Raw genomic sequence first — 23745 nt, 5'->3', positions numbered from 1 at the left:
CTAGGGTGAGGGTATTGCCACTCCAAACCTCCCTCACCCACCCTTCGGGCACCCTCTCCCGGAGGAAGAGGGACGCAGAAGATCAACCTCACCAAAAAATTTATTTGCTGTAAAAGATGAAGGGACGCCGAACTAGTGTTGGCGTCCCTTTCTAATTGCATCAGAAAATTCCTGATATTGTTTTTCGTTTAATCCTACAACATCTCCAACTGCTGAGCCTTGGTGAAGTAGCTCCGGTAGCCTTGCAACACGATGAGATACGCAGTGATGGCGACGGCACCGGTGATGGCACACATGATGGCCACTTGGTAGCGGACCGCCACCATCGGCTCCGTCCCGGAGAGGATCTGGCCGGTCATCATGCCGGGAAGCGATACGATCCCCATGGCAGCCATGGTGTTGGCGGTCGGCATGATGGCGGCGCGGAAGGCGTTTCGTAACGCCGGTTTCGCAGCCTGGCGCGCACTCGCTCCCAGGCAAAGTGCGGTCTCTATCTCCTCGCGCCGCTCTCGCATCTCGGCCCCCAGGCGCTCGGCCGCGAGGCTTGCACTGTTCATAGAGTTGCCGATGATCATCCCGGCCAGGGGAATCAGGTAGCGCGGATCGTACCAGGGGGAATAGTGCACCACCAGCGAGCAGAAGACGAAGGTGACGCCCCCGCAGCCGATCAAGAGTGCCGTCCCCACCACCTGGTAGAAACGTGGCATCTTGCGTTTGATGCGCGAGCCGATCACCTGCAGCGAAAAGCCTCCCATGACCAGCAGGATCGCCAGCACGGGCAGCGGGTGCTGCACGGCGAAGATGAAATGAAGCAGGTAACCGACCGCCAGCAACTGGAACACCATCCGCAGCGATGCCCAGAACATCTGCCCTTCCTGGCCGATCCGCTTCAGCCTGGCGAGCCCGATGGCGACAAGCACTAGGCCATAGGCGACCACGAGATCCAGGATGCCGAGATTAACCAAGCCCTGATTATCCATTATCCCTCCTGGTCCGAAGGTTCGGACAGGAACCTTTGCAGTTCCACGGTGGCCGGGTGCACCAGGAACTCGGCCGCCCTCCCCTGCTCCAGGATCTGTCCTGCCTCGAGGTAGAAGCAGTAGTCTGCCACCTTTTCGGTCAGGCGCAGATCGTGAGTCACCATGATCATGGTGAGGTTCCTGCCGTGGCAGATCTCGCGCAGGGTGACGGCCAGTTCATCCGAAGTCCTGCGGTCCAGCGCGCTCGTCGGCTCGTCCAGCAGGAGCACCTTGGGCTTCGTGATCAAAGCCCGGGCCACCCCGACGCGCTGCTGCTGTCCCAGTGACAGAGAGCGCGCGTCGCGTTCCAGCAGTTCCCGGTCCAGCCGCGCCAGCGTTAGCACCTCGGCAACCTCGGCGCTTTGCGCAGCAGGTAGAGCCTCGTGCCGGTAGCAAAAGGGCATCTGCAGGTTGTCGAGGACCGTCCCCTCGAACATGAATGGCTTCTGCGGCACCAGCGCCACCAGCCGCCGCAACTGAAGCGGGTCCATGGTGGCAATGTCCGCCCGGCCGACCGATATGCGTCCCCCGCTCGGCTCCGTGAGTCGGTTGATCAGCCGGATCAGCGTACTCTTGCCGCCTCCCGAAGGCCCGATGATGGCGGTTATCTCACCCGCCTTGGCGGAAAAGGAGATGCCATCCAGCAACGTCACGCTGGCGCCATCGGCGCTGCGTCCTAAAAAGGAAACATCATCAACTGTAACCATACCTGTATCAGTTCCTCCCCAAACACCTCTCTCTACTCAAAAACCCAGCAGTCCCCCACCCTTCCCTATACCTTCTCCGCTTGGCTACCGCACAGCATTTGACTTGAGGCGCAACATATCGTATTGTACCATTAGTAGTACAACCAACAAAAGAGGAAGCATATGAATACGATTACTTACAGCTCAGCCCGCAGTAACCTCGCAGAAACAATGGAAAAGGTTTGCGATGACCATGCCCCCATAATCATTACCCGAAAGGCGGCGAAGCCGGTGGTGATGATGTCTCTGGATGACTACGAAGCCCTTGAAGAAACCGCTTATCTCCTGAGAAGTCCGAAGAACGTACGACGCCTGCTGGAGTCTATCGCGCAGCTTGAAACGGGCAAGGGTGTCGAAAGAGAGTTGATCGAGTGAAACTGATCTTCTCGGAAATTGCTTGGGAGGATTATCTCTATTGGCAAGGTGTCGACAAGAAAGTTGCCAAGAGAATCAACACTCTTATCAGAGAGATCCAAAGAACACCACACGAGGGGATCGGGAAACCGGAACCGCTGAAGCACGCCCTCTCAGGCTATTGGTCCCGCAGAATAAACGAGGAGCACCGCATTATCTACAAGGTTGAAGATGACACCGTGACGATTGCACAACTCCGCTATCACTACTGAGCGACCGCTACCACGAGAGCTGAAAGTAGAGCCTCATCCGATCGACGCCAACTCCAGCCGCCCACCCCAACGTAGCATCAGCTCTCCACGCAGCCTCTCATGCCCCGTCTGCTCCAGTTCAGGATCCTTCTCAACCAGCGCGAAGGCATCCTTGCGCGCCTGTTCCAGCACTCCGCCGTCACGCAGTATGTCGGCAACCCGCAACTCCGGAAGACCTGCCTGCCTGGTGCCGAGGAAGTCGCCGGGACCACGGATCTGCAGATCGGCTTCGGCGATGACGAAGCCGTCGGAGCTTTTCACCATCACCTCCAACCGCTTCTGGCCGTCCTCGGAGAGCTTGTCGCCCGCCAAGAGGATGCAGCGGGAACGCTCGCTACCGCGCCCTACCCTGCCGCGCAACTGGTGCAACTGCGAGAGCCCGAAGCGCTCGGCGTGCTCGATCACCATGACGGTCGCGTTGGGAACGTCGATGCCCACCTCGATGACGGTGGTGGACACCAGGATGTCGGTCTCCCCAGCCTTGAATCCCTTCATCACCGCTTCCTTTTCGACGGCGCTCATCCGGCCATGCAGCACGGCGACGCGCAGGTCAGGGAATACCTCCTGGGCCAGGTGCTCGGCCATCTGCACCGCGGCCTTCAGGTCGATCTTCTCCGACTCCTCTACCAACGGGTAGATGACGTAGGCCTGCCTCCCCTTCCCAACCTCCTCGCGCACCAGGGAATAGACCTCACGCCGGCGCGACTCGCGCACCATGCGGGTCTCGATCGGGGTGCGGCCAGGCGGCAACTCGTCGATCACGGAAAGGGAGAGGTCGCCGAAAACGGTCATAGACAGGGTGCGCGGGATCGGCGTCGCGGTCATCACCAGGATGTCCGGGTTGCTCCCCTTCTTCTTCAACAACGCGCGCTGCACCACGCCGAAACGGTGCTGCTCGTCGATGATGCCCAGACCCAGTCGGTGGAACTCGACCTTATCCTGGATCATGGCATGCGTCCCTACCACGATGCGGGTCTCGCCGGAGGCGATTTTCTCAAGCGTGTCGTTCTTCCCCTTGATGCTCGCAGTCAAAAGGGAAACGGAGATGCCAAGTTTCTCGCAGTAGCTGTGGATGTTCAGGTAGTGCTGCTCGGCCAGAAGTTCCGTCGGAGCCATGATGGCGACCTGGTAGTCGTTCTCAACGCAGATCAGCGCGGCCATGAGGGCCACCAGCGTCTTGCCGCAGCCGACGTCCCCCTGCACCAGGCGGTGCATCGGATGCGGCGCGATCATGTCCTCCTTGATTTCCGAGAGAACCCGCTTCTGCGCGCCGGTCAGATTGAAAGGTAGCAGCTTCAGCAGTTCCTTGGTGTAGCGGTGGCTAACCTGGAAGCTGATGCCATCCTCGAGCGCGATGCCGCGCTTCTTCATGGCAAGCCCAAGCTGCAGGAAAAACAGTTCGTCAAAGGCGAGCGAGCGATGTGCTGCCGAGCGCCCGCTGTTGAGATCGGCAAGCGAATTGGAAGGATCTGGCTGGTGCGCTTCCCTGAGCGACACCGGCAGGCTTAAAAGGCGATGCCGGCGCAGGAGGTCTTCCGGTAGTGCCTCCTTCACGTAGCGGCTGTAGCGGGGCACGGTGTCGCGCATAATGCGGCGCATCACCTTCTGACTCACCCCCTCGGTGAGCGGGTACACGGGGAGGATCCGCCCGAAGTTCTCCGGGTCGCGCGCCATGACCTGCTCGATCTCCTCCCCCTCGCCGGCCCACTCCACCTCGGGGTGGTGCATCTCGCGCTGGAATCCGAACTGGGACACGTCCCCGATGAAGATGCCGCGCCTACCGGCAACGAACTGCTTCTTGAGGAACTGCGAATGGAAGTTGAACCACTTGAGCGAGAGGCTGCCGGTCTCGTCCCTGACGATGGTCTCGAAGTAGCGCCGCCCCCCCTTGGTGACCTGCGCCTCAGCGGAAACAACCGTGGCAAAGAACGCCTCGGAGTTGCCGGGACGCAGTTCGGAGATCCGCTTGAGCTGGCGCCGGTCCTCGTAACGGTTGGGGAGAAGGAACAGGGCATCCTCGACCGTCGCGATCCCCTTTTTGGCCAGAAGATCGGCGAGCTTGGGCCCCACTCCCTTGATGGCGGTCATCGGGGTCTTCAGTTGTTCGGGGACGGAAATGACGGTGGTTGGTGCAGAGTTGACGGGTTTAGCAGGCTTGGGGGCCGGAACGTGACGGGTAATGCGGAGGGCGCCGTCGGCGATCTCGACGCAGACCTGGTCGCCGGGACCGAGCTTCAGGGAATCCCTGAGCTGTTCCGGAAGCTTGAGCGACCCGTCTGGTGCGAGCGTTATGATTGGCATGGAAGGAAAAGAAAGGCGCCCGAAGCAAGCTCCGGGCGCCGGTCGTTGTTATTCGAAGATCTTGTTGAGGTCGGCGACGATGTCGTCGACGCTGATGCCGTGAGCGGCGCAGCCCTGCTCGAGGGACTCGTTCTGAGCGCCCATGCAGCCGATGCAGCCGAGGTTGTATTTAGCGAGCACCTTGACGACGTCCGGGTGCATCCTCATCACTGCGGCAAAAGTCATGTCCTTGGTTACCTGAGCCATGTAAATCCTCCTGGTCACGCGCTGGCGCGCATGTTGGTTGTGGTGCGAAACGGGTGAGTGCTGCTTTTATTCGTAGCGGATCTCGATGATCTCGTATTCCTTCATCCCGGAGGGAACGCTGACGCGGACGGTGTCATCCAGCTTGTGCCCGATCAGCGCCTTGCCTACCGGCGAAGTACAGGAGATCTTGCCCAGCTTGATGTCGGCCTCGTCCTCGCCGACGATCTTGTAGGTGATCTCTTCTTCGGTCGCGGTGTCGTACACGGTGACCGTGGCGCCAAAGACCACCTTGTCCGGCTTCAGGTTGGAGAGGTCGACCACGTAGGCCCGCGCCAGTTTGTCCTGCAGCTCCAATATGCGCCCCTCGATGAAACCCTGACGGTTCTTGGCCGCATCGTACTCCGCATTTTCAGAGAGATCGCCGTGTGCCCTGGCCTCTGCGATATCCTGGATTACCTTGGGGCGCTCTTCCTTAATCAGGCGTTTGAGGTCCTCCTGCAGGGCCTCGTAACTCTCCTTGGTCAATGGAACTGTCTGAGACATCGTATTTTGCTCCTTGATGAACTTATAGGGGGGCCTGGAGGCCCCCCGCTGTGCTGCATGTGCTGGATTTGGAAAGGGAGCGCCTAGTGCGGCGCTCCCTGGTCGGTTACTTCAGATATTCCTGGATGGACTTCACTTCCAGCTTGGCCTGCGCCGTCGCGATGATGCCGTCGACCGCTGCCCGTGCCCCCGATGCCGTCGTGTAGTAGGCGACGTTGTTGATCAGGGTGTTCCTGCGGATCGAGTAGGAGTCTGCCACCGCTTGTGCACCGTGGGTGGTGTTGATCACCATGCAGATCTCGTTGTTCTTGATCGCATCCACGATGTGGGGGCGCCCTTCGAGCACCTTGTTGATCACCTGGACGGGGATTCCCTTTTCCTGCAGGTAGGTTGCCGTACCGCGCGTGGCGACCAGTTCGAAGCCCTGATCATACAGTCTTTTTGCTGCGGTGACAATATGTTTTTTGTCGGCGTCCTTCACTGATATGAAGACTTTACCTGTGGTCGGCAGCTTCACGTTGGCACCCATCTGGGCCTTCGCGAAAGCCTTGGCGAAGGTCTCGCCGATGCCCATGACCTCGCCGGTCGACTTCATTTCCGGCCCGAGGATGGTGTCGACGCCGGGGAACTTGGCAAACGGGAACACTGACTCTTTCACCGAGATGTGCTCGGGGATGATCTCCTCGGTGACACCCAGTTCGGTGAGGGACTTGCCGGCCATGATACGGGCCGCGATCTTCGCCAGCGGCCTGCCGGTCGCCTTTGACACGAACGGCGAGGTGCGGGAGGCCCGCGGGTTGACCTCGATGATATAGATGTCGTCGTTCTTGACGGCGTACTGGACGTTCATCAGGCCCTTAACGTTCAGCTCCAGCGCCATCACCTTGGTCTGGCGCCTGATCTCCTCGACGATCTCCGGGGAGATGGAGTACGGCGGCAGCGAGCAGGCCGAGTCACCGGAATGGATACCCGCTTCCTCGATGTGCTCCATGATACCGCCGATGACGGCGATGGTGCCGTCGCACAGGGCGTCCACGTCGATCTCGATCGCCTCGTCCAGGAACTTGTCGATCAGGATCGGGTGTTCCGGGGAAGCCTGCACCGCGGTGTGCATGTAGCGGCGCAGGTTGTCCACGTCGTACACGATCTCCATGGCGCGGCCGCCCAGGACGTAGGAGGGACGGACCACAACCGGGTAGCCGATGCGGTCGGCGACGGCCTCGGCCTCTTCGAAGGAACGGGCGGTGCCGTTCTCGGGTTGGCGCAGGTTCAGCTTCTGCAGCATCTCCTGGAAGCGCTCACGGTCCTCGGCGCGGTCGATGGCGTCCGGCGAGGTGCCGATGATGGGCACGCCCGCCTTCTCCAGTGCCACCGCCAGTTTGAGCGGCGTCTGTCCGCCGAACTGCACGATGACGCCGGTCGGCTTCTCAACGTCGACGATGTTGAGCACGTCCTCCAGGGTGAGCGGCTCGAAATAGAGACGATCGGAGGTGTCGTAGTCGGTGGAGACGGTCTCCGGGTTGCAGTTGACCATGATGGTCTCGTAGCCGTCCTCGGAGAGGGCAAACACGCCGTGCACGCAGCAGTAGTCGAACTCGATCCCCTGGCCGATGCGGTTGGGTCCGCCGCCCAGGATGATGATCTTCTTACGGTCGGTCGGCTCAGCCTCGCACTCCTCCTCGTAGGTCGAGTAGAGGTACGGGGTGTGGGCCACGAACTCGGCGGCGCAGGTGTCGACCCGCTTGAAGACCGGCTTGATGCCGTTGGCGAGACGCAGTTCGCGTACCTCACCCTCGGTGATCTTCCAGAGCTGTGCCAGGTACTTGTCGGAGAAGCCGTAGCGCTTGGCGTCCCAGAGGGTATCGCGCAGCACATCGCCGCTGGCCTTGAGGTCGGCCTCTTTCAGGCACTCCTCCATCTCGATGATCTGGCGGATGTTGTGCAGGAACCAGGGATCAATGGCGGTGAGCGCGTAGATCTCCTCCACGGTCATGCCGCAGCGGAAAGCGTCGCCCACGTACCAGAGACGGTCGCAGTTGGGGGTCCTGAGCTTGTCCAGCAGCAGGGTGCGTTCTTTCTCGGTGAGAGCACGACGGGTATCGCCGCCCACGCCAAAGAAGCGGGACTCGAAGCCGCAGGAGCCGATCTCCAGCGAGCGGAGCGCCTTCTGGAAGCTCTCCTTGAAGGTACGGCCGATGGACATGACCTCGCCTACCGACTTCATCTGGGTAGTGAGGGTCGCGTCGGCTGCCGGGAACTTCTCAAAGGTGAAGCGCGGGATCTTGGTCACCACGTAGTCGATGGTCGGCTCGAAGCAGGCCGGTGTTTCCTTGGTGATGTCGTTGGTGATCTCGTCCAGGGTATAGCCGACGGCGAGCTTGGCGGCGATCTTGGCGATCGGGAAGCCGGTCGCCTTGGAGGCGAGCGCCGAAGAGCGGGAGACGCGCGGGTTCATCTCGATGACGATGAGGCGGCCGTTTTTCGGGTTGATGCCGAACTGGATGTTCGACCCGCCGGTGTCGACGCCGATCTCGCGGATGATCTTGAGCGAGGCGTCGCGCAGGATCTGGTATTCCTTGTCGGTCAGGGTCTGCGCCGGGGCTACGGTGATGGAGTCGCCGGTGTGGACACCCATGGCGTCGAAGTTCTCGATGGAGCAGATGATGACGACGTTGTCGGCAGTGTCGCGCATCACCTCGAGCTCATACTCCTTCCAGCCGATAAGGGACTCCTCGACCAGGATCTCGTCGGTCGGGGACGCCTCGATGCCGGCCATGGACATGCGCTCGTACTCTTCCATGTTGTAGGCGATGCCGCCGCCGGTGCCGCCCAGGGTGAAGGAGGGGCGGATGATGGCCGGGAAGCCGACGTGCTTGATCACCTCCATCGACTCCTGGTAGTTGTGCGCCAGACCCGACCTCGGGATATCGAGGCCGATTCTGACCATCGCCTCCTTGAACAGGGTGCGGTCCTCGGCCTTCTTGATGGCCGGGAGCTTCGCGCCGATCAGTTCCACCCCGAACTTCTCCAGGGTTCCGTTCTCGGCCACCGCCACAGCGGTGTTCAGCGCGGTCTGTCCGCCAAGGGTAGGCAGCACCGCGTCCGGGCGCTCCTTCTCGATGATCCTGGCCAGGACCTCCGGGGTCACCGGCTCGATGTAGGTGGCGTCGGCGAAGTCCGGGTCGGTCATGATGGTCGCCGGGTTTGAGTTGAGGAGGACTACCTGGTATCCCTCCTCCTTGAGGGCCTTGCAGGCCTGGGTGCCGGAGTAGTCGAACTCGCACGCCTGGCCGATGACGATCGGGCCCGCGCCGATGATGAGGATCTTCTTGATGTCTGTGCGTTTAGGCATTGTAAATCACTCCATTACTCTCTTTATTAAACACGTTCCGTGAAAGCGAATCTTTAAAGGCGGGCGAACGATTATTCGCCCAGCGGTTCGTCCTGCACCCACCCGTTTTCCAGCTCCAGCTCTTCCAGCGCCTCGACCGCCTCGGCGTACTCTTCGCTGGTGATCCTTCTCTCTATCCCCGGCGTCTGTGCCGCGGCGTGGGCAGGGAAAAACTGGCTCATCAGGGCGATGTGCGTCTCAGTGCCCAGGTTCTCTGCGATCCAGGCCAGCGTCTCCGGGCTCCCCGCCTGCCCGAGCGGCAACACCAGGTGCCGCACGATCAAGCCGCGCACGGCGATGCCGTCGTCGTCACATTCCAGGTGCCCCACCTGTCGCAGCATCTCGGGCAGGGCCAGCCGATTAACCTCGGCATATCCCTTGGCACCGGACAGCTTTACGGCAACATCGTTGCAGCAGTACTTCATGTCCGGCAGGTAGATATCCACCACGCCGTCCAGCAGGGCCAGCGTGTCGAGCTTCTCGTAACCACTCGTATTCCACACGATCGGGATCCGGAATCCCTTGCGGATGGCGAGGTAGAGCGCGGCAAGGATCTGCGGCGTGAAGTGGGTCGGCGTGACGAAGTTTATGTTGTGCACGCCCTTCTTCTGCAACCCCACCATCTTGTCCGCCAACTGTCCCACCGTCAGGTCGGTTCCGTTTCTCAACTGGCTGATCGGGAAGTTCTGGCAGAACTTGCAGTTCAGGGTGCATCCCGACAGGAAGATGGTGCCGGAGCCCTTGGTGCCGGAGATGGGCGGTTCCTCGCCGCGGTGCACGTTGGCGGAGGCGATCCGGACTTCCTTACCGCTTTCGCACAGCCCCGTCTCCCCTTTCAGGCGGTTGACGCCGCAGGCGTGGGGGCAAAGGTCGCAGGCAGCGAGGCGGGCGTAGGCCAATTTGATGCGCCGGGACAGCTCGCCATTTTCATAAAGCTCTTTGTATTTCATCAACCTACTATCACTTCCTTCAACTTCTCACTGAACAGCTTCCCCCTCCCTAACCCTCCCCCTCCGGGGGCGGGGACTCTTAGCACCTCCCCCTGGAGGGGGGAGGCTGGGAGGGGGGAAGGTCCATTACCCTTTATGCTTCTCCATCATCTCCACGAACCTGTTGAACAGGTAGTGCGAGTCGTGCGGCCCGGGGGACGCCTCGGGGTGGTGCTGCACCGAGAAGATGGGGAGCGTCTTGTGCGCCATCCCCTCGACGGTCTGGTCGTTCAGGTTCTCATGGGCGAGACCGGCGACGTTTGCGAGCGACAGGATGTCGACGGAGAAGCCGTGGTTCTGGGCAGTGATCTCGACCTTCTTGGTGGCGATGTCCATGACCGGCAGGTTGGAGCCGTGGTTGCCGAACTTCAGCTTGATGGTGCGGCCACCGAGGGCAAGACCAAGGAGCTGGTGCCCGAGGCAGATGCCGAAGATCGGCTTCTTGCCCACGAACTTCTTGATGTTCTCGATGACTTCCTTCATCGGCTCCGGGTCGCCCGGGCCGTTGGAGAGGAAGATGCCGTCCGGGTTCATGGCCAGCGCCGACTCAGCCGGGAAGGTTGCCGGTACAACTGTTACGTCGCAACCGGCGGAGACCAGGCAGCGCAGGATGTTCAGCTTGATGCCGAAGTCGTAGGCGACCACCTTGTACTTGAGATCCCTCTTGTCGACTTCCGGGTAGCCGGTCTGCAGGTCCCACAGCCCCTGGGTCCAGTGGTAGGGGGCGGAGCAGGTGACGCCGGTGGCGAGGTCCAGGCCACTCATGGACGGGATGGCGCGGGCCTTTTTCACCAGGCTCTCCGGATCGAAGTCGATGGTGGAGATAATGCCGTTCTGGGCGCCCTTGTCGCGCAGGTGCCGGGTCAGGGCGCGGGTGTCGATCCCTTGGATACCGACCACGCCGTTCTCCTTCAGGTAGGCGTCCAGGCTCATGGTGGCGCGGTAGTTGGAGTAGCAGTCGAGGTACTCGCGCACGATGAAGCCGGAGAGGTAGAGCTGGTTGCTCTCGACATCCTCCGGGTTGATCCCCGTGTTACCGATCTGGGTATAGGTCATGGTGACCATCTGCCCCTTGTACGAGGGGTCGGTGAGCACTTCCTGGTATCCCGACATGGCGGTGTTGAACACCACCTCGCCGCTGGTTTCGCCCGTTGCGCCGAAGGCCTTCCCTTTAAAAATCCGGCCGTCCGCCAGAGCCAGCACTGCTTTCATGTATCTTCTCCCGAATCCGTTATATTTCTGCCGCGCCGCAGGGCGCGTAATTAAATCTCGAAAAGCCCCTCACCCGGCCTTCGGCCACCCTCTCCCGGAGGGCGAGGGTATCAGGTTCCTTCTCCCGCCGGGAGAAGGTGCCCCGGAGGGGCGGATGAGGGCGTTGCCATCAGCACGGCGTCTCCTTCCGGAGAAAGCGACTGCTATGCCTGGTGCACCACCTGTCCCTTGACCACGGTGTACACCGCCTTCCCTTTCATCTGCCAGCCCAGGAAGGGCGAGTTCTTCGACTTAGACTCCAGCTTGGCCGCGTCTACCTGCCACTCCTTGGCCGGGTCGATGACGGTGACGTCGCCGACCGCACCGACCCTCAGGGTGCCGCGATCGAGCCCGAGGATTTTCGCCGGGTTGCAGGACATCACCGAAACCAGCCCTTTAAGATCCAGCACCCCTTCTTCGACCAGCTTCAGCGAGAGCGGCAGGGAGGTTTCCAGGCCGACGATGCCGTTGAGGGCCACGTTAAACTCGACGTCCTTCTCGTCCGGGTGGTGCGGAGCGTGGTCGGTGGCGATGGCGTCAATGGTGCCGTCGGCAAGCGCCGCCTTCATGGCCGCCACGTCGGACTCGCCTCTGAGCGGCGGGTTCATCTTGGCGTTTGTGTTGTAGCCGCGCACCGCATCGTCGGTCAGGGTGAAGTAGTGCGGCGCGGTCTCGCAGGTCACCTTCACGCCGCGTGCCTTGGCATTACGGATGATACGTGCGGAACCGGCGGTGGAGATGTGGGCGATATGCACCGGTGCACACGCGAACTCGGCGAGGTACACCTCGCGGGCCACCGCGATATCTTCGGCCGCCCACGGGATCCCCTTGAGCCCGAGCTCGGTGGAGACGAACCCTTCGTTCATCACCCCCTCGCCTACCAAGGCGAGGTCCTCGGAGTGGGAGATGACGGTGATGCCGATCCCCTTGGCGTACTCGAGCGCGCGGCGCATCAGTTCGGAGTTGCACACCGGCTTGCCGTCATCGGAGACTGCCACGCAGCCAGCCTCTTTGAGGTCGCCCATCTCGGCCAGGCTGTCTCCCTTGCTCCCCTTGGTGATGGAGCCGATCGGGAAGACGTTGACCAGCGCCTCGCTCTTGGCCTTGTTGACCACGTAGCAGGCGACCGCCTTGTTGTCGATCACCGGCGAGGTATTGGGCATGCAAGCAACGGACGTGAAGCCGCCGGCGGCAGCTGCGCGGCTGCCGGTGGCGATGTCCTCTTTGTACTCGAGGCCCGGATCGCGCAGGTGCACGTGCATATCGATCAGGCCCGGGGTGACCAGGAGCCCGGAGGCGTCGATGGTCTGGGTCCCCTCCGGTGCCGCGATGCCCTGCCCCAGCTCGAGGACTACACCGTCGGCAATCAGCACATCCATGGTTTCGTCGATCCCTTGGGAAGGATCGATCACGCGCCCACCTTTTATCAGAAGATTCATCTCTATACCCTCCAAAAAACAGAAACTGTTTTAGGTTCCACAAAGACAAGAAGCGCAACGACCTCTGACTACTCGACCGGCTCTCCGCCACAGACGTGGTACAGCATGGCCATCCTGACCGCCACGCCGTTCTCGACCTGTTTCATGATCGCGGACTGGTCGCAATCGGCGACCGAAGAAGCGAGCTCCACGCCGCGGTTGATCGGGCCGGGGTGCATGACGATGGCGTCTTTCTTAGCCAGGGCGAGGACCGTGGGGTTGAGGCCGAAGTAGCGGGAGTATTCACGCATGCTGGGAAGCAGGGTCTTGCCCTGGCGTTCCAACTGGATCCTGAGCATCATGACCACGTCGGCCTGGTCCACCGCCTCGCGCATGTCCTTGCAGACGGTCACGTTGCCCAACCGCTCGATGCCGGGGGGCATCATGGTCGGCGGCCCGGCCAGAAAGACCTTGGCGCCCATGGTAGTGAGTCCGTAGATGTTGGAGCGGGCCACGCGGCTGTGGGTGATGTCGCCAACGATGGCGACCTTCAAACCGGCCAGCTTGCCGAACTTCTGGCGCATGGTGAGCATGTCCAAAAGCCCCTGCGAGGGGTGCTCGTGCGCACCGTCACCGGCGTTGATCACGGAGCAGGAAACGCGCTTGGCGAGGTATTCGTGGGCGCCGGAAACCGAGTGGCGCATGACGATGATGTCGGGTTTCATGGCGAGGATGTTGGCGGCGGTGTCGGAGAGGGTTTCGCCCTTGACCACGGAACTGGTCGACGCGGTGATGTTGACGGCGTCGGCGGATAAACGTTTCGCCGCGATCTCGAAGGAGGTACGGGTCCTGGTGGAGGCCTCGTAGAAAAGGTTGATCACCGTCTTGCCGCGCAGAGTCGGCACCTTCTTGATGTCCCGCTGGTTGATCTCGCTTAGGTTGTCCGCCGTATCGAGGAGCAGTTCGATCTCCTCCTTGGTCAGATCCTTCAGGGCGATGATGTCTTTGTGCCTGAAACCCATGGTCCCCCCCCAGAAACTAGTTTTACGCCACGCACCGTACGTGGCGCGTTGAAAACGATCAGACAGATTGCAAGTGCATCAAAACCTTCCCTCACCCGGTCTGCGGCCGCCCTCTCCCGCAGGGGCGAGGGCTCACCATCCCTTCTCCCTCCGGGAGAAGGTGCCCCGAAGGGGCGGATGAGGGTGCAGCCAAACTGTGTAGCGCCTTCTACTTCTGCAGGATAACCTCGGTCGGCTTGTTGTCGGCGTCGAAGGCGACCATGATGTTCTCGCTGCGGCTGGTCGGTACGTTGCGCCCCACGAAGTCGGCACGAATGGGAAGGTCGCGGTGCCCGCGGTCCACCAACACTGCAAGCTGGATGCACGAGGGACGCCCCTGGTCGAAGATGGCGTCCATGGCGGCACGGATGGTGCGACCGGTGAAGAGGACGTCGTCGACGAGCACCACCTTCTTTCCTTCCACGGAGAAAGGAAGCTCAGTCTTGCCGACCGGCAGGTGCTCGTGGTGCCCCTTGATGTCGTCGCGGTACATGGTGATGTCCACGGCGCCGACGGGAACCTCGACCCCTTCGATCTCGCTCAGGCGGGCGCCCAGTTCCTGGGCCAAGTGCACGCCGCCGGTCCTGATGCCGACCAGCACGAGCCCCTCGACCCCCTTGTTCTTCTCGAGCACCTCGTGGGCTATCCTGGTCAGGGCCCTTTTAACGCCGGTGCCATCCAGTATCACAGTGTTTTCAGCCATAATAACCCCCTGTCATCGGCGTAAGCGCCTGTCATGAATCGGTTTTCGTGTCGCGCCGGGGCGCGTAATTAAAAAGAGCCTTTCCGCGCAAGTGGGCGAAAAGGCTCTTTCTTTAGATAGTAAAAGAGTGCTTTATGCTTCACCTTTGCTAACCTCACGGGGCTAATTTAAAAGGCAACGAATAAATTTGTGACAAAGTAGCATCGAGCCCCGGCAGAGTCAAGGAAAAGGAAGGCTGGAACAGGCAGAATACGATTAAGTTTCATTCATAACTGGCCGGCAATTTCAGCCACCCTAAAGGTCCCTGATCAGATAACAAAGCAGGCCCGGTTTCGGCTCTGTCACGCTCTCCACCGCATCACCTTCGCCGTCCTTGCCATAGCGGGACCAAAATGCTATAAAGCTCGCACCGTTCTCGGAATAATGAAGACTTTTTGCAGAGCGTGGCAGGCTCCTCTCGCCACCCTGCATGGAGCACAAAGGAAGAAGTGATGTTGACTGGAAAGCAAAAAAGATTTCTCCGCGCGCTCGGCCACGGCCTGAAGCCGGTAATCCAGGTGGGCAAGAGTGACGTCAGCGAGGCGCTGATCAAGGAAACCGTGGAGGCACTGGCCAGCCACGAACTGATCAAGGTGAAGGTGCTGGAAAGCTGCCTCATGGACCGCCACAGCGTGGCGGAAGAGCTCTGCACCGCCTGCGAAGCGGAACTGGCACAGGTGCTCGGACGTACCATGCTGCTCTACAAGCAGGCCAAGGAGCCCAAGCTGGAGCTCCCCAAAGGGAAATAAGCCGAGCCGCAGCTAACGTAAAAAGCCTCCCCGCACAAACCAGGGAGGCTTTTTTATTTTACCTTCACGTCCCCTCTCCCCCCGGGAGAGGGTCAGGTTGAGGGAGTTGCCAAGGGCGACACTATTGCAAACGGCAGCGCCCTCACCCGCCCTTCGGGCACCCTCTCCCGGAGGGAGAGGGACGGGGAAGACAGTTTCTTAAAGAGGTTTGAGCCTAGCGCAGACCGGACGCGTTGAACAGGGCCGAGTACTTCATGTCGGTACCCAGGATGTGCTCCTGCAACCAACGCTTGAGGAATTCCAGTATCTCGGCGGTGAAGATGAGCCCCTGGTTGTCGACCCGGTTCTGCAGGTCCAGGGCCTTGGCGGCAAACTCGTCGTGCTCTTTTTTGTGCACCAGGAATTCGGGGTACTGGTACTTCTGCATGTAGGCCTCTTCCATCCGGAAATGGCTGCCCACATAGGACACCATCGAAGCGATGATTTCCCTCTGCGCCTCCTTCCCCGCCCGCGCCATGTGCGCGTCGTGCAGTGAGTTCAGCATGTCCACCAGGTTCTTGTGTTGATCGTCGATTTCCTTGACCTTGACGCTCAGTGCATCACTCCATTCAAGATAAGCCATCCCATCACCTCAACAGTATTGTCTTCCCTGAGCGCGTAATTATCACACCTTTAGGCTAAGGATCAAGTCAAGCTATGGTTCTTTTTTGTTTACAGAACCGGTTCAGCCAGCGCCACTGCTAGACCCTTTCGTACGGTTCGAACAGTCTCTTGAACTCGTCCAGGGCGAAACGGTCGGTCATGCCGGCTATGTAGTCGCAGATGACCCGCTCGCGCCCTTCGCGCTCCATCTTCATCTGGTGCTTCATGGGGAGCAGCGTCGGGTGTTTCAGGTAGACCTCGAACAGCTCGGCCAAGTAGCGCTCCGCCTTGACCCGCATCCGCTCCACCTTGTAGTGGCGGTACAGGTTCTGGAACAAGAAGCGCTTGAGCTGCGCGTTGCGCTCGGTCATCGCTGGGCTGAAGGAAACCACAGGGACGTTCACCCGCCTCAGGTCCTCCTGGGTCTTTATCTTCAGCTTGGCAATGTTGTCCGCCGTGGTCTGCACCAAGTCGTTGATCAAGACCCCGATCAGGGCACTCACGGTCTGACAGACGGCGCGATCCACGTCCATGTCCGGGTAGCGCGACACGATCCCCTCGTGTACCTCGTTCCAGAGCTCGGCCTTCTTGAGCTGGCCCAGGTTGATGTATCCGGATTTCAGGCCGTCGTCGATGTCGTGGTTGTTGTAGGCGATCTCGTCGGCGAAATTGATCAGCTGCGCCTCGATGGTGGGGACGGTCCCGGGGAGAAATTCGGCATAGATGGGTGCGGGGGAGTCATAGGGAGAGGAATGCTTGGCTATGCCTTCGCGCACCTCCCAGGAAAGGTTGAGACCATTGAAGCCGGGGTAGCGTTCCTCCAGCTCGTCCACCACGCGGAGCGACTGCAGGTTGTGCTCGAAGCCGCCGCACCCCTCCATGAGGCGGTTCAGCACCTCCTCGCCGGTGTGACCGAAAGGGGTGTGCCCGAGATCGTGGGCCAGCGCCAGGGCCTCGGTCAGTTCTTCGTTCAGCCCGAGCCTCCGCGCGATCCCCTTCCCTATCTGGGCCACTTCCAGCGAATGGGTGAGGCGGGTGCGGTAGTAATCCCCCTCGTGGTTGACGAAGACCTGGGTCTTGTACTCGAGGCGCCTGAACGCTGCACAGTGAATGATGCGGTCGCGATCCCTTTCGAAAGCGGGACGGTGATCCCTGAATTCCTCGTGGTACCGGCGCCCGCGGGATGTGGCGCTGGTGGCCGCGTAGCCGGCCAGGTCGCTGCGTTCCAAGGCATTGCCCTCTTTCATCCGCCCCCCTGCTCAGTCAGTTAAAAGTAGGTAATTTATATACTGGCCGCCAACGCTGTCGTCAACAGCAAACTTGATTGACCTTATCCATACATCGTGCTAATAGAGCACCCTGCGGCGCAATGTCATACACACCCTGCCGCCCGACACTCTGCCACAGGCTTTAAATCCTGAGCAGAAGAGGGAGTTGTTCTTTTTATGACGTACCTACACCGGAGATGCTCTTCATGCGGGTGATCGCGGGAAGCGCCCGCGGCCGGCAGCTGCTGGCCCCGAAAAACATGCGGGTACGCCCAACCGCGGATCGCGTCAAGGAGGCGCTCTTCAGCATGCTGGTGAGCCGCCTGGGCGATTTTTCCGGGATGCGGGTGCTGGACATCTTCGCCGGCACCGGCAACCTCGGCATCGAGGCACTCAGCCGCGGCGCGGAAAGCGCAGTTTTCATCGACTCACACCGGGACTCCGCGGAACTGATCCGCAAGAACCTGGAAGTGACCAGGCTCTCGGACCGGGCCAAGGTCGTGGTACAGGAAGCCGCCGCGGCGGTACGATGGCTCTCCCGCGGCGAAGCCGCATTCCACCTGGTGTTCCTCGACCCTCCCTACGCCGAGGGGCACACGCAACGGCTGCTGGAGTTGCTGTCGACCTCGCCGCTCATCGATGCCGGCACCACCGTGGTCGCCGAGTTCTCCGCCAAAGAGGATATACCAACCCGTTTCGGCAGGCTGGCTGAAAGCGAGCGCCGCGTCTACGGCGACACCGCCCTCTCCTTCCTGACCCTTTCAGACAGAGGTGAACCGTGCCCTTGAGAGTCGCTGTCTATCCCGGCTCCTTCGACCCCGTAACCTACGGCCATCTGGACATCATCGACCGTGCCCTCAAGATCTTCGACGGTGTGATCGTTGCCGTTGCAAGAAACTCAGAGAAGAACGCCCTGTTCACCGTGCAGGAGCGGATCGACATGCTCACGGAGATCCTGAAGGACCGCCCCCAGGCCAGGGTGGAGACCTTCGATGGGCTCCTGGTCGACTACGTGCGCCGCGCCGGCGCCACCGTGGTCATCCGCGGACTGCGGGCGGTTTCGGACTTCGAGTTCGAATTCCAATTGGCGCAAATGAACCGCAACATCACCCGCGAGGTGGAGACGCTGTTCATGATGACCTCGGTCCCCTACAGCTACCTCTCCTCCTCCATCGTGAAAGAGGTGAGCCACCTGAACGGCCCGGTGGACAAGCTGGTGCCACCGCTGGTGAAGAGCGCTCTGGACGCGAAGTTCAGGCCGGGATTCTGACATGGCCGGCTGCCGGGAAGACAACCTTTAACAACAACGAAAGGCGTTTGCGGATAGCAGCGCCTTTTTTTTATTCACGCAGGACTGTCACAGGAGGCCGTATGATCAGCAAGGACATGACCATCAGTGAAATCCTCAGGCGTTACCCGCAAACCCTCCCCGTCTTCGAACGTTACGGCCTGGACTGCTACGACTGCCAGATCGCCGATTTCGAGCAGCTGGAACACGGCGCCACCGTGCACAAGGCCGACCTCGAGGCCCTGCTCAAGGAACTGAACAAAAGCATCTCTTAGACGATCCGGCGCACCGACCTCTGATCCCCTCTTCTTAAGGGAGAGGGTGCCCGACGGGCGGGTGAGGGCCTGACGTCTGCTTCAAACTCCCTCGTCCTAGCCCTCTCCCGGAGGGAGAGGGGATGTCACCCCGCTCTCTTCCCCGAGCCTCCGTATTTTCATCACTGCCACAACAAGTCGCTGCTGCGGACCCGGCCTCACTACCGCATTGGCACCACAAAAAACATCACCTGAACCGCCAGGGGTTCGATATCAGTAAACGTGATTTTAAAACAGGGTAAAACATGTCACCCACACCCCAAAGCACCCTTGCCTGAAGGTCGCGGAACGTGTTACCCTCAGTCACCTCGCGATCTTACCGTTAAAATTAATTTTTTCTTGTATTCACTATTTAAATTGACTTTTTACCAAAACTGAATAATTTTAGCCGAAGTAAAACGGTGGATTATTCACCACAGGAGCAGCGGCATGTCAGAGTACAACATCGGGTCCAGACTGAAGAAACTGCGTCAGGCCCGAAAGCTGACCTTGCAGGCGGTGGCCAACGAGACCGGTTTCTCGCCGGCCCTGATCTCGCAGATCGAAAACGACAACGTTTCCCCCCCGATAGCCACCCTTTCCAAGATCGCCAAGTTCTTCGACATCAAGCTGGCCCAACTGTTCAGCGAGGACGAAGACGACCGCAAGTTCGAGGTGGTGCGCGCGCACGAACGGCGCATCGTGCCCCGGGTCATCTCCAAGGAGGGGACCAAGCAGGGGTACTTCTACGAGTCACTCTCCTTCTACAAGCAGAACAAGAAGATGGACGCGTTCATGGTCACCCTGACCGAGAAGGCGCCGGAGGCCAACACCTACAGCCATGACGGCGAGGAGTTCGTCTACGTCATGAAAGGCAACGCCGATTTCCTGTTGGACGACAAGAAGATCACCCTGCACGAAGGGGATTCCCTCTATTTCGAATCGAGCATCGGGCACCGGCTTCTGAGCCACGACGGCAAAGAGGTAAAGGTTCTGGTGGTCGTGACGAAATAAATCACAAGCAGTACGGATTCAATGGCGGGCAGCCGCTCATCCTATGGGTCAAAGGAGGACGTACATGAGCAAGAAACTGGGAGCACTCGACTACCACTCCACTGGTAGAAAAGGGAAGATAGAAGTCATTGCCACAAAACCGTGCCAGACCGCGGCAGACCTGTCGCTTGCCTATTCGCCGGGTGTCGCCGAGCCCTGCCTCGCCATCCAGCAGAACCCCGACGACGCCTACAAGTACACCGCCAAGGGGAACCTAGTCGCCGTCGTCTCCAACGGCACCGCCGTTTTGGGCCTTGGCAACCTGGGCGCGCTGGCCGGCAAACCGGTCATGGAGGGTAAAGGGGTCCTTTTCAAGCGCTTCGCCGACATCGACGTCTTCGACATCGAGTTGAACACCGAGAACCCGGACGAGATCATCAAGGCCTGTCAGCTCCTGGAGCCGACCTTCGGCGGCATCAACCTGGAGGACATCAAGGCCCCCGAGTGCTTCTACATCGAGGAAGAGCTGAAAAAGACCATGAACATCCCGGTCTTCCACGACGACCAGCACGGCACCGCCATCATCTCCTCGGCTGCTCTTTTAAACGCACTGCAGCTCGTGGGCAAGAAGATCGAGGACATCCGGATCGTGGTTAACGGCGCCGGCGCCTCGGCCAACTCCTGCGCCAAGCTCGCCATTGCCCTCGGCGTCAAGCCCAACAACATGATCATGTGCGACACCAAGGGTGTCATCTACAAGGGCAGGGTCGAGGGGATGAACCCCTACAAGGAACTCTTCGCCGCCGACACCCATTTCCGGACCCTGGAGGAGGCGGCCAAGGGCGCCGACGTCCTCTTCGGCCTTTCCGCGAAGGGTGCATTCACCCCGGAGATGATCCGGAGCATGGCCCCCAACCCGATCATCTTCGCCATGGCGAACCCCGATCCGGAGATCACACCTGAGGAGGCGCACGCGGTGCGCGGCGACGTCATCATCGCCACGGGCAGGAGCGACTATCCCAACCAGGTGAACAACGTGCTCGGCTTCCCCTTCATCTTCCGCGGGGCGCTGGACGTGCGCGCGACCGCCATCAACGAGGAGATGAAACTTGCCGCGGTACACGCGCTGGCGAAACTCGCCCAGGAGGAGGTGCCGGACTCGGTATCCAAGGCCTACGGCAACGAGAAGTTCACCTTCGGGCCGAACTACATCATCCCCAAGCCGTTCGACCCGCGCGTCCTCTTGCACGTGGCGCCGGCCATCGCCCAGGCGGCAATGGATACCGGCGTGGCGCGCCAGCCCATCGAGGACATGGCGAAGTACATCGAGCAATTGGAGAGCTCGCAGGGGCGCTCCAAGGAAGTAATGCGCATGATCATCAACAAGGCGAAGAGCGACCCGAAAAAGGTGGTCTTCCCCGAGGGTGACAACGAGAAGATCCTGCGCGCAGCCCAGACCCTGGTCGAAGAAGGGATCGCCCAGCCGATCCTGGTCGGCGACCGCAAGAAGATCCAGCAGAAGATGGACGACCTGAACCTCGACCTGGAGGTGCCCATCGTCGACCCGACCGAGAGCGAGCACACCGACGAGTACGCGCAGGAGCTGTATCGCCGGCGCCAGAGAAAAGGCCTCACCCTGTCCGAGTGCCAGCGCATCATGCGCCGTAAATCACGCGTGCAGTTCTCCACCATGATGGTGGCCCAGGGGCACGCCGACACCCTTTTGGGCGGCATCGACACCCACTACCCGGAGACCATCCGTCCGGCGCTGCAGGTGCTCGGCAAACAGGCGGGTCTCTCCAGCGTGCACGGCCTCTACATGATGGTGTTCAAGAAGGAGGTCTACTTCCTCGCCGACACCACGGTGACCATCGATCCGACCGCGGAGGAACTGGCCGAGACCGCCATCCTCGCCGCCGAGAAGGTCGCCATGCTCGGCATCGAACCGCGCATCGCCATGCTCTCCTTCTCCAACTTCGGCTCGGTGGACCACCCGCAGACCCGCAAGGTGAAGCGCGCCGTGGAGCTGGTCAAGGAGCGCGCGCCCAGCCTGATCGTCGAGGGCGAGATGCAGGCGGACACCGCCGTGGTGCCGGAGCTGTTGGACGGCTTCACCTTCTCCAAGCTGAAGACCCCGGCCAACGTGCTCATCTTCCCGGACCTCAACTCCGGCAACATCTGCTATAAGCTGCTGCGTCGCCTTGGTGGCGCCGAGGCCATCGGCCCCATCCTCATGGGAATGAACAAGCCGGTGCACGTGCTGCAGCGCGGCGACGACGTGCACGACGTGGTCAACATGGCCGCCATCGCGGTCGTTGACGTGCAGAACGCCTAGCCAAAGAGGCCTCCGCACGTATACCGTGCGGAGGCCTCTTTTCCTTGACTTGAGCGGAGTTTCGGCTTAAAAAAACCGTTTTGCACATCTAACCACAAGGAAACGGAGAACAATGACTCTTCTCGATAAAGTCCTGTCGCACAATAAAAAGTTCGTCCGTCCGGGGGCCTTCCCTCCCCTTCCCAAGGATCCCAAAAAGCAGCTTGCCATCTTCACCTGCATGGACACCAGGCTGGTCGATTTCCTCGAGCCCGCCATGGGGATCAAACGCGGCGACGCCAAGGTGATCAAGAACGCCGGCAACACCCTGGTTGATCCCAACGGCGGCGTGATCCGCAGTCTTGTGGCGGCCGTGTTCCTGCTTGGCGTCGAAGAAATCTTCGTGATCGGCCACAAGGACTGCGGCATGGGGTCCGTGGACGTGGAGCAGCTCAAGGCGAAGATGATGGAGCGCGGCGTAGATCCCGCGGCCATCGAGGCCCTCGACCCGGACCTCGGTCAGTGGGTTGGCGCCTTCAACTGCCCGGAGGAGAACGTGGAGCGGGTCACCGGCATCATCCGCAACAGCCCGTTGATCCCCAAGGACGTTCCGGTGCACGGCCTCATCTTCTGCCCCAACGACGGCCACCTCGAAGTCGTGGTGGCAGGTTACTGATCCTTCCGGTCCGTCTACCGTAACTGTTTGACAGGCCTGCCCCTCTATGGGGATGAGGCGACCGGCAAGTTCACCAGGTAACCCGCCACTACCTGTTCATCACCGAGAAGCTCAAGGTGGTCACGTACCACGACATCAAAAGCTGACCGCTCGCCTGCTGCGCGGTGGCGGCATGTTCCTAAGAACCAAAAAGCCTGTCCGGTATCCGGACAGGCTTTTTTTGTTGCCGCGGAACCGCCCTCTCTACAGGATGGAGGCCCCGAACGCGGACGCCGTCAACTCAACAGCGATCTTGGCGGTGCGGTTGCTGTTGTCCAGGATCGGGTTGATCTCCACGATGTCCATTGACCGCAGCAGTCCGGAATCGGCGATGATCTCCATGAGCAGTTGCGCCTCCCGGTAGGTGATGCCACCGGGTGCGGTAGTCCCCACTCCCGGCACCTCGAGCGGGTCCAGCCCGTCCAGGTCGAGGCTCACGTGCAGGCGGGTGCGGTGGGCAAGCCGCCCCAGCGCTTCGTGCGCGATGGCGGCCATGCCCCGCTCGTCGATGTCGCGCATGGTATAGGCCTTGATGCCAGAGGCGCGCAGGCGCAGTTTCTCCTCCGGGTCCAGTTCGCGCAGCCCGATCAGGATGATATCCGAGACGTGCAACTTCGCCCCCGGGCGCCCAACGTTGACCAGTTCAGGGACCCCTTCCCCCAAAAGCGCCGCCAGCGCCATGCCGTGAATGTTGCCACTGGGGCTGGTTTGCGGGGTGTTGTAGTCGCCGTGCGCGTCCACCCAGATCACCGCTGACGGTTGCTCGTCGGTCACCCCACCGATCGAGCCAATCGCCATGGAGTGGTCCCCCCCCATGAAGATGGGCATGAATCCCTGGGTGACCGCGCTGCGCCCGGCCTGGTACACCGTCTCGCACACCTGCCGTATCGAGGGGAGGTAGCGCACCTCCCGCTCCGCGCCCAGCACGTCGCGCACCGGCACAGGGAGGTTGCCGATGTCCTCCACTATGTAGCCAAGCCCCGACAACCGCGCCGAAAGCCCAGCGTAGCGCAGGGCGCCGGGCCCCAGATCCACGCCGCGCTGTTCCTGCCCCAGATCAAGCGGTACCCCTATCATCCTGATGCCGTTTTCCATGACGTTACCTTTCCGG

The 23745-nt window shown here is 60.9% G+C and carries 23 protein-coding genes; 9 read left to right on the top strand and 14 right to left on the bottom strand.

Translation table 11 applies throughout. The annotated features are described in order from the left end of the window. Positions 1 to 194: 194 nt before the first annotated feature. The gene (locus tag K7R21_RS04190) at positions 195 to 980 is read right to left on the bottom strand and encodes an ABC transporter permease (RefSeq protein ID WP_224982030.1); all 786 of its coding nucleotides are present in this window, start codon (positions 978 to 980) and stop codon (positions 195 to 197) included. Further along, complete coding sequence (locus tag K7R21_RS04185; protein WP_224982029.1) at positions 980 to 1726, bottom strand: ABC transporter ATP-binding protein; 747 nt, start codon at positions 1724 to 1726, stop codon at positions 980 to 982. The genes K7R21_RS04190 and K7R21_RS04185 overlap by 1 nt, the downstream gene beginning before the upstream one ends. A gap of 162 nt (positions 1727 to 1888) precedes the next feature. Here K7R21_RS04185 and yefM point away from each other — a divergent pair, with 162 nt between their 5' ends. Continuing rightward, positions 1889 to 2140 (top strand): YoeB-YefM toxin-antitoxin system antitoxin YefM, encoded by a 252-nt coding sequence (gene yefM, locus K7R21_RS04180; protein ID WP_224982028.1) that lies wholly within the window; start codon positions 1889 to 1891, stop codon positions 2138 to 2140. Beyond that, positions 2137 to 2391 carry a Txe/YoeB family addiction module toxin gene (locus K7R21_RS04175; protein ID WP_224982027.1) on the top strand — a complete coding sequence of 85 codons (255 nt, stop codon included), beginning with the start codon at positions 2137 to 2139 and terminating at the stop codon, positions 2389 to 2391. The genes yefM and K7R21_RS04175 overlap by 4 nt, the downstream gene beginning before the upstream one ends. Before the next feature lie 33 nt (positions 2392 to 2424). Here the strand turns inward: K7R21_RS04175 and recG are convergent, their stop codons facing one another. The 9 genes from recG to pyrR form a co-directional block, all read right to left on the bottom strand. Then, positions 2425 to 4731: an ATP-dependent DNA helicase RecG gene (gene recG / locus K7R21_RS04170; RefSeq protein ID WP_224982026.1), complete on the bottom strand. Its 2307-nt coding sequence runs from the start codon at positions 4729 to 4731 to the stop codon at positions 2425 to 2427. Between the two features lie 48 nt (positions 4732 to 4779). Next, complete coding sequence (locus tag K7R21_RS04165) at positions 4780 to 4977, bottom strand: DUF1858 domain-containing protein (RefSeq protein WP_183346418.1); 198 nt, start codon at positions 4975 to 4977, stop codon at positions 4780 to 4782. Positions 4978 to 5043: 66 nt separating this feature from the next. After that, a complete protein-coding gene (gene greA / locus K7R21_RS04160; protein WP_216499045.1) occupies positions 5044 to 5520 on the bottom strand; it encodes a transcription elongation factor GreA in 477 nt (158 codons plus the stop codon). 106 nt (positions 5521 to 5626) lie between these two features. Then, positions 5627 to 8872 (bottom strand): carbamoyl-phosphate synthase large subunit, encoded by a 3246-nt coding sequence (gene carB / locus K7R21_RS04155; RefSeq protein ID WP_224982025.1) that lies wholly within the window; start codon positions 8870 to 8872, stop codon positions 5627 to 5629. A gap of 71 nt (positions 8873 to 8943) precedes the next feature. Continuing rightward, positions 8944 to 9861 (bottom strand): radical SAM protein, encoded by a 918-nt coding sequence (locus tag K7R21_RS04150; protein ID WP_224982024.1) that lies wholly within the window; start codon positions 9859 to 9861, stop codon positions 8944 to 8946. Between the two features lie 126 nt (positions 9862 to 9987). Beyond that, positions 9988 to 11112, bottom strand: a complete 1125-nt coding sequence (carA, locus tag K7R21_RS04145; RefSeq protein WP_224982023.1) for a glutamine-hydrolyzing carbamoyl-phosphate synthase small subunit — start codon at positions 11110 to 11112, stop codon at positions 9988 to 9990. 203 nt (positions 11113 to 11315) lie between these two features. Then, a complete protein-coding gene (locus K7R21_RS04140; protein WP_224982022.1) occupies positions 11316 to 12590 on the bottom strand; it encodes a dihydroorotase in 1275 nt (424 codons plus the stop codon). Between the two features lie 68 nt (positions 12591 to 12658). Continuing rightward, complete coding sequence (locus tag K7R21_RS04135; protein ID WP_224982021.1) at positions 12659 to 13591, bottom strand: aspartate carbamoyltransferase catalytic subunit; 933 nt, start codon at positions 13589 to 13591, stop codon at positions 12659 to 12661. Between the two features lie 208 nt (positions 13592 to 13799). Continuing rightward, positions 13800 to 14333 carry a bifunctional pyr operon transcriptional regulator/uracil phosphoribosyltransferase PyrR gene (pyrR, locus tag K7R21_RS04130; protein WP_216499051.1) on the bottom strand — a complete coding sequence of 178 codons (534 nt, stop codon included), beginning with the start codon at positions 14331 to 14333 and terminating at the stop codon, positions 13800 to 13802. 491 nt (positions 14334 to 14824) lie between these two features. Between pyrR and yhbY the strand changes: the two genes are divergently transcribed. Then, positions 14825 to 15121 (top strand): ribosome assembly RNA-binding protein YhbY, encoded by a 297-nt coding sequence (yhbY, locus tag K7R21_RS04125; protein WP_224982020.1) that lies wholly within the window; start codon positions 14825 to 14827, stop codon positions 15119 to 15121. Positions 15122 to 15335: 214 nt separating this feature from the next. Here yhbY and K7R21_RS04120 read toward each other — a convergent pair whose 3' ends face one another. Beyond that, positions 15336 to 15743, bottom strand: coding sequence for a bacteriohemerythrin (locus K7R21_RS04120; protein WP_224982019.1), 408 nt, complete (start codon positions 15741 to 15743; stop codon positions 15336 to 15338). Positions 15744 to 15861: 118 nt separating this feature from the next. Beyond that, positions 15862 to 17010: a deoxyguanosinetriphosphate triphosphohydrolase gene (locus K7R21_RS04115; protein WP_224982018.1), complete on the bottom strand. Its 1149-nt coding sequence runs from the start codon at positions 17008 to 17010 to the stop codon at positions 15862 to 15864. Positions 17011 to 17237: 227 nt separating this feature from the next. On the opposite strand from K7R21_RS04115, the gene rsmD reads away from it, so the two are divergent. The 6 genes from rsmD to K7R21_RS04085 all read left to right on the top strand — a co-directional run bounded on the left by rsmD (position 17238) and on the right by K7R21_RS04085 (position 22595). Continuing rightward, positions 17238 to 17819, top strand: coding sequence for a 16S rRNA (guanine(966)-N(2))-methyltransferase RsmD (gene rsmD / locus K7R21_RS04110; protein WP_224982017.1), 582 nt, complete (start codon positions 17238 to 17240; stop codon positions 17817 to 17819). Continuing rightward, complete coding sequence (gene coaD, locus K7R21_RS04105; RefSeq protein WP_224982016.1) at positions 17810 to 18301, top strand: pantetheine-phosphate adenylyltransferase; 492 nt, start codon at positions 17810 to 17812, stop codon at positions 18299 to 18301. The genes rsmD and coaD overlap by 10 nt, the downstream gene beginning before the upstream one ends. Positions 18302 to 18402: 101 nt before the next feature. Then, on the top strand, positions 18403 to 18594 hold the full coding sequence (locus tag K7R21_RS04100; RefSeq protein ID WP_224982015.1) for a DUF1858 domain-containing protein: 192 nt from the start codon (positions 18403 to 18405) through the stop codon (positions 18592 to 18594). 468 nt (positions 18595 to 19062) lie between these two features. Continuing rightward, entirely contained in the window at positions 19063 to 19626 is a 564-nt protein-coding gene (locus K7R21_RS04095) for a helix-turn-helix domain-containing protein (RefSeq protein WP_224982014.1), read from the top strand. A gap of 64 nt (positions 19627 to 19690) precedes the next feature. After that, positions 19691 to 21940, top strand: a complete 2250-nt coding sequence (locus tag K7R21_RS04090; protein ID WP_224982013.1) for an NADP-dependent malic enzyme — start codon at positions 19691 to 19693, stop codon at positions 21938 to 21940. 112 nt (positions 21941 to 22052) lie between these two features. Further along, positions 22053 to 22595 (top strand): beta-class carbonic anhydrase, encoded by a 543-nt coding sequence (locus tag K7R21_RS04085; protein ID WP_224982012.1) that lies wholly within the window; start codon positions 22053 to 22055, stop codon positions 22593 to 22595. A gap of 243 nt (positions 22596 to 22838) precedes the next feature. Here K7R21_RS04085 and rocF read toward each other — a convergent pair whose 3' ends face one another. Continuing rightward, entirely contained in the window at positions 22839 to 23729 is an 891-nt protein-coding gene (gene rocF, locus K7R21_RS04080) for an arginase (protein ID WP_224982011.1), read from the bottom strand. Positions 23730 to 23745 lie beyond the last annotated feature (16 nt).

Source organism: Geomonas agri (genome assembly GCF_020179605.1).
In the GTDB taxonomy this organism is placed as follows: domain Bacteria; phylum Desulfobacterota; class Desulfuromonadia; order Geobacterales; family Geobacteraceae; genus Geomonas; species Geomonas agri.
The sequence above is the reverse complement of the archived record's forward strand: the minus strand, read 5'-3'. Positions and strand labels throughout refer to the sequence as shown.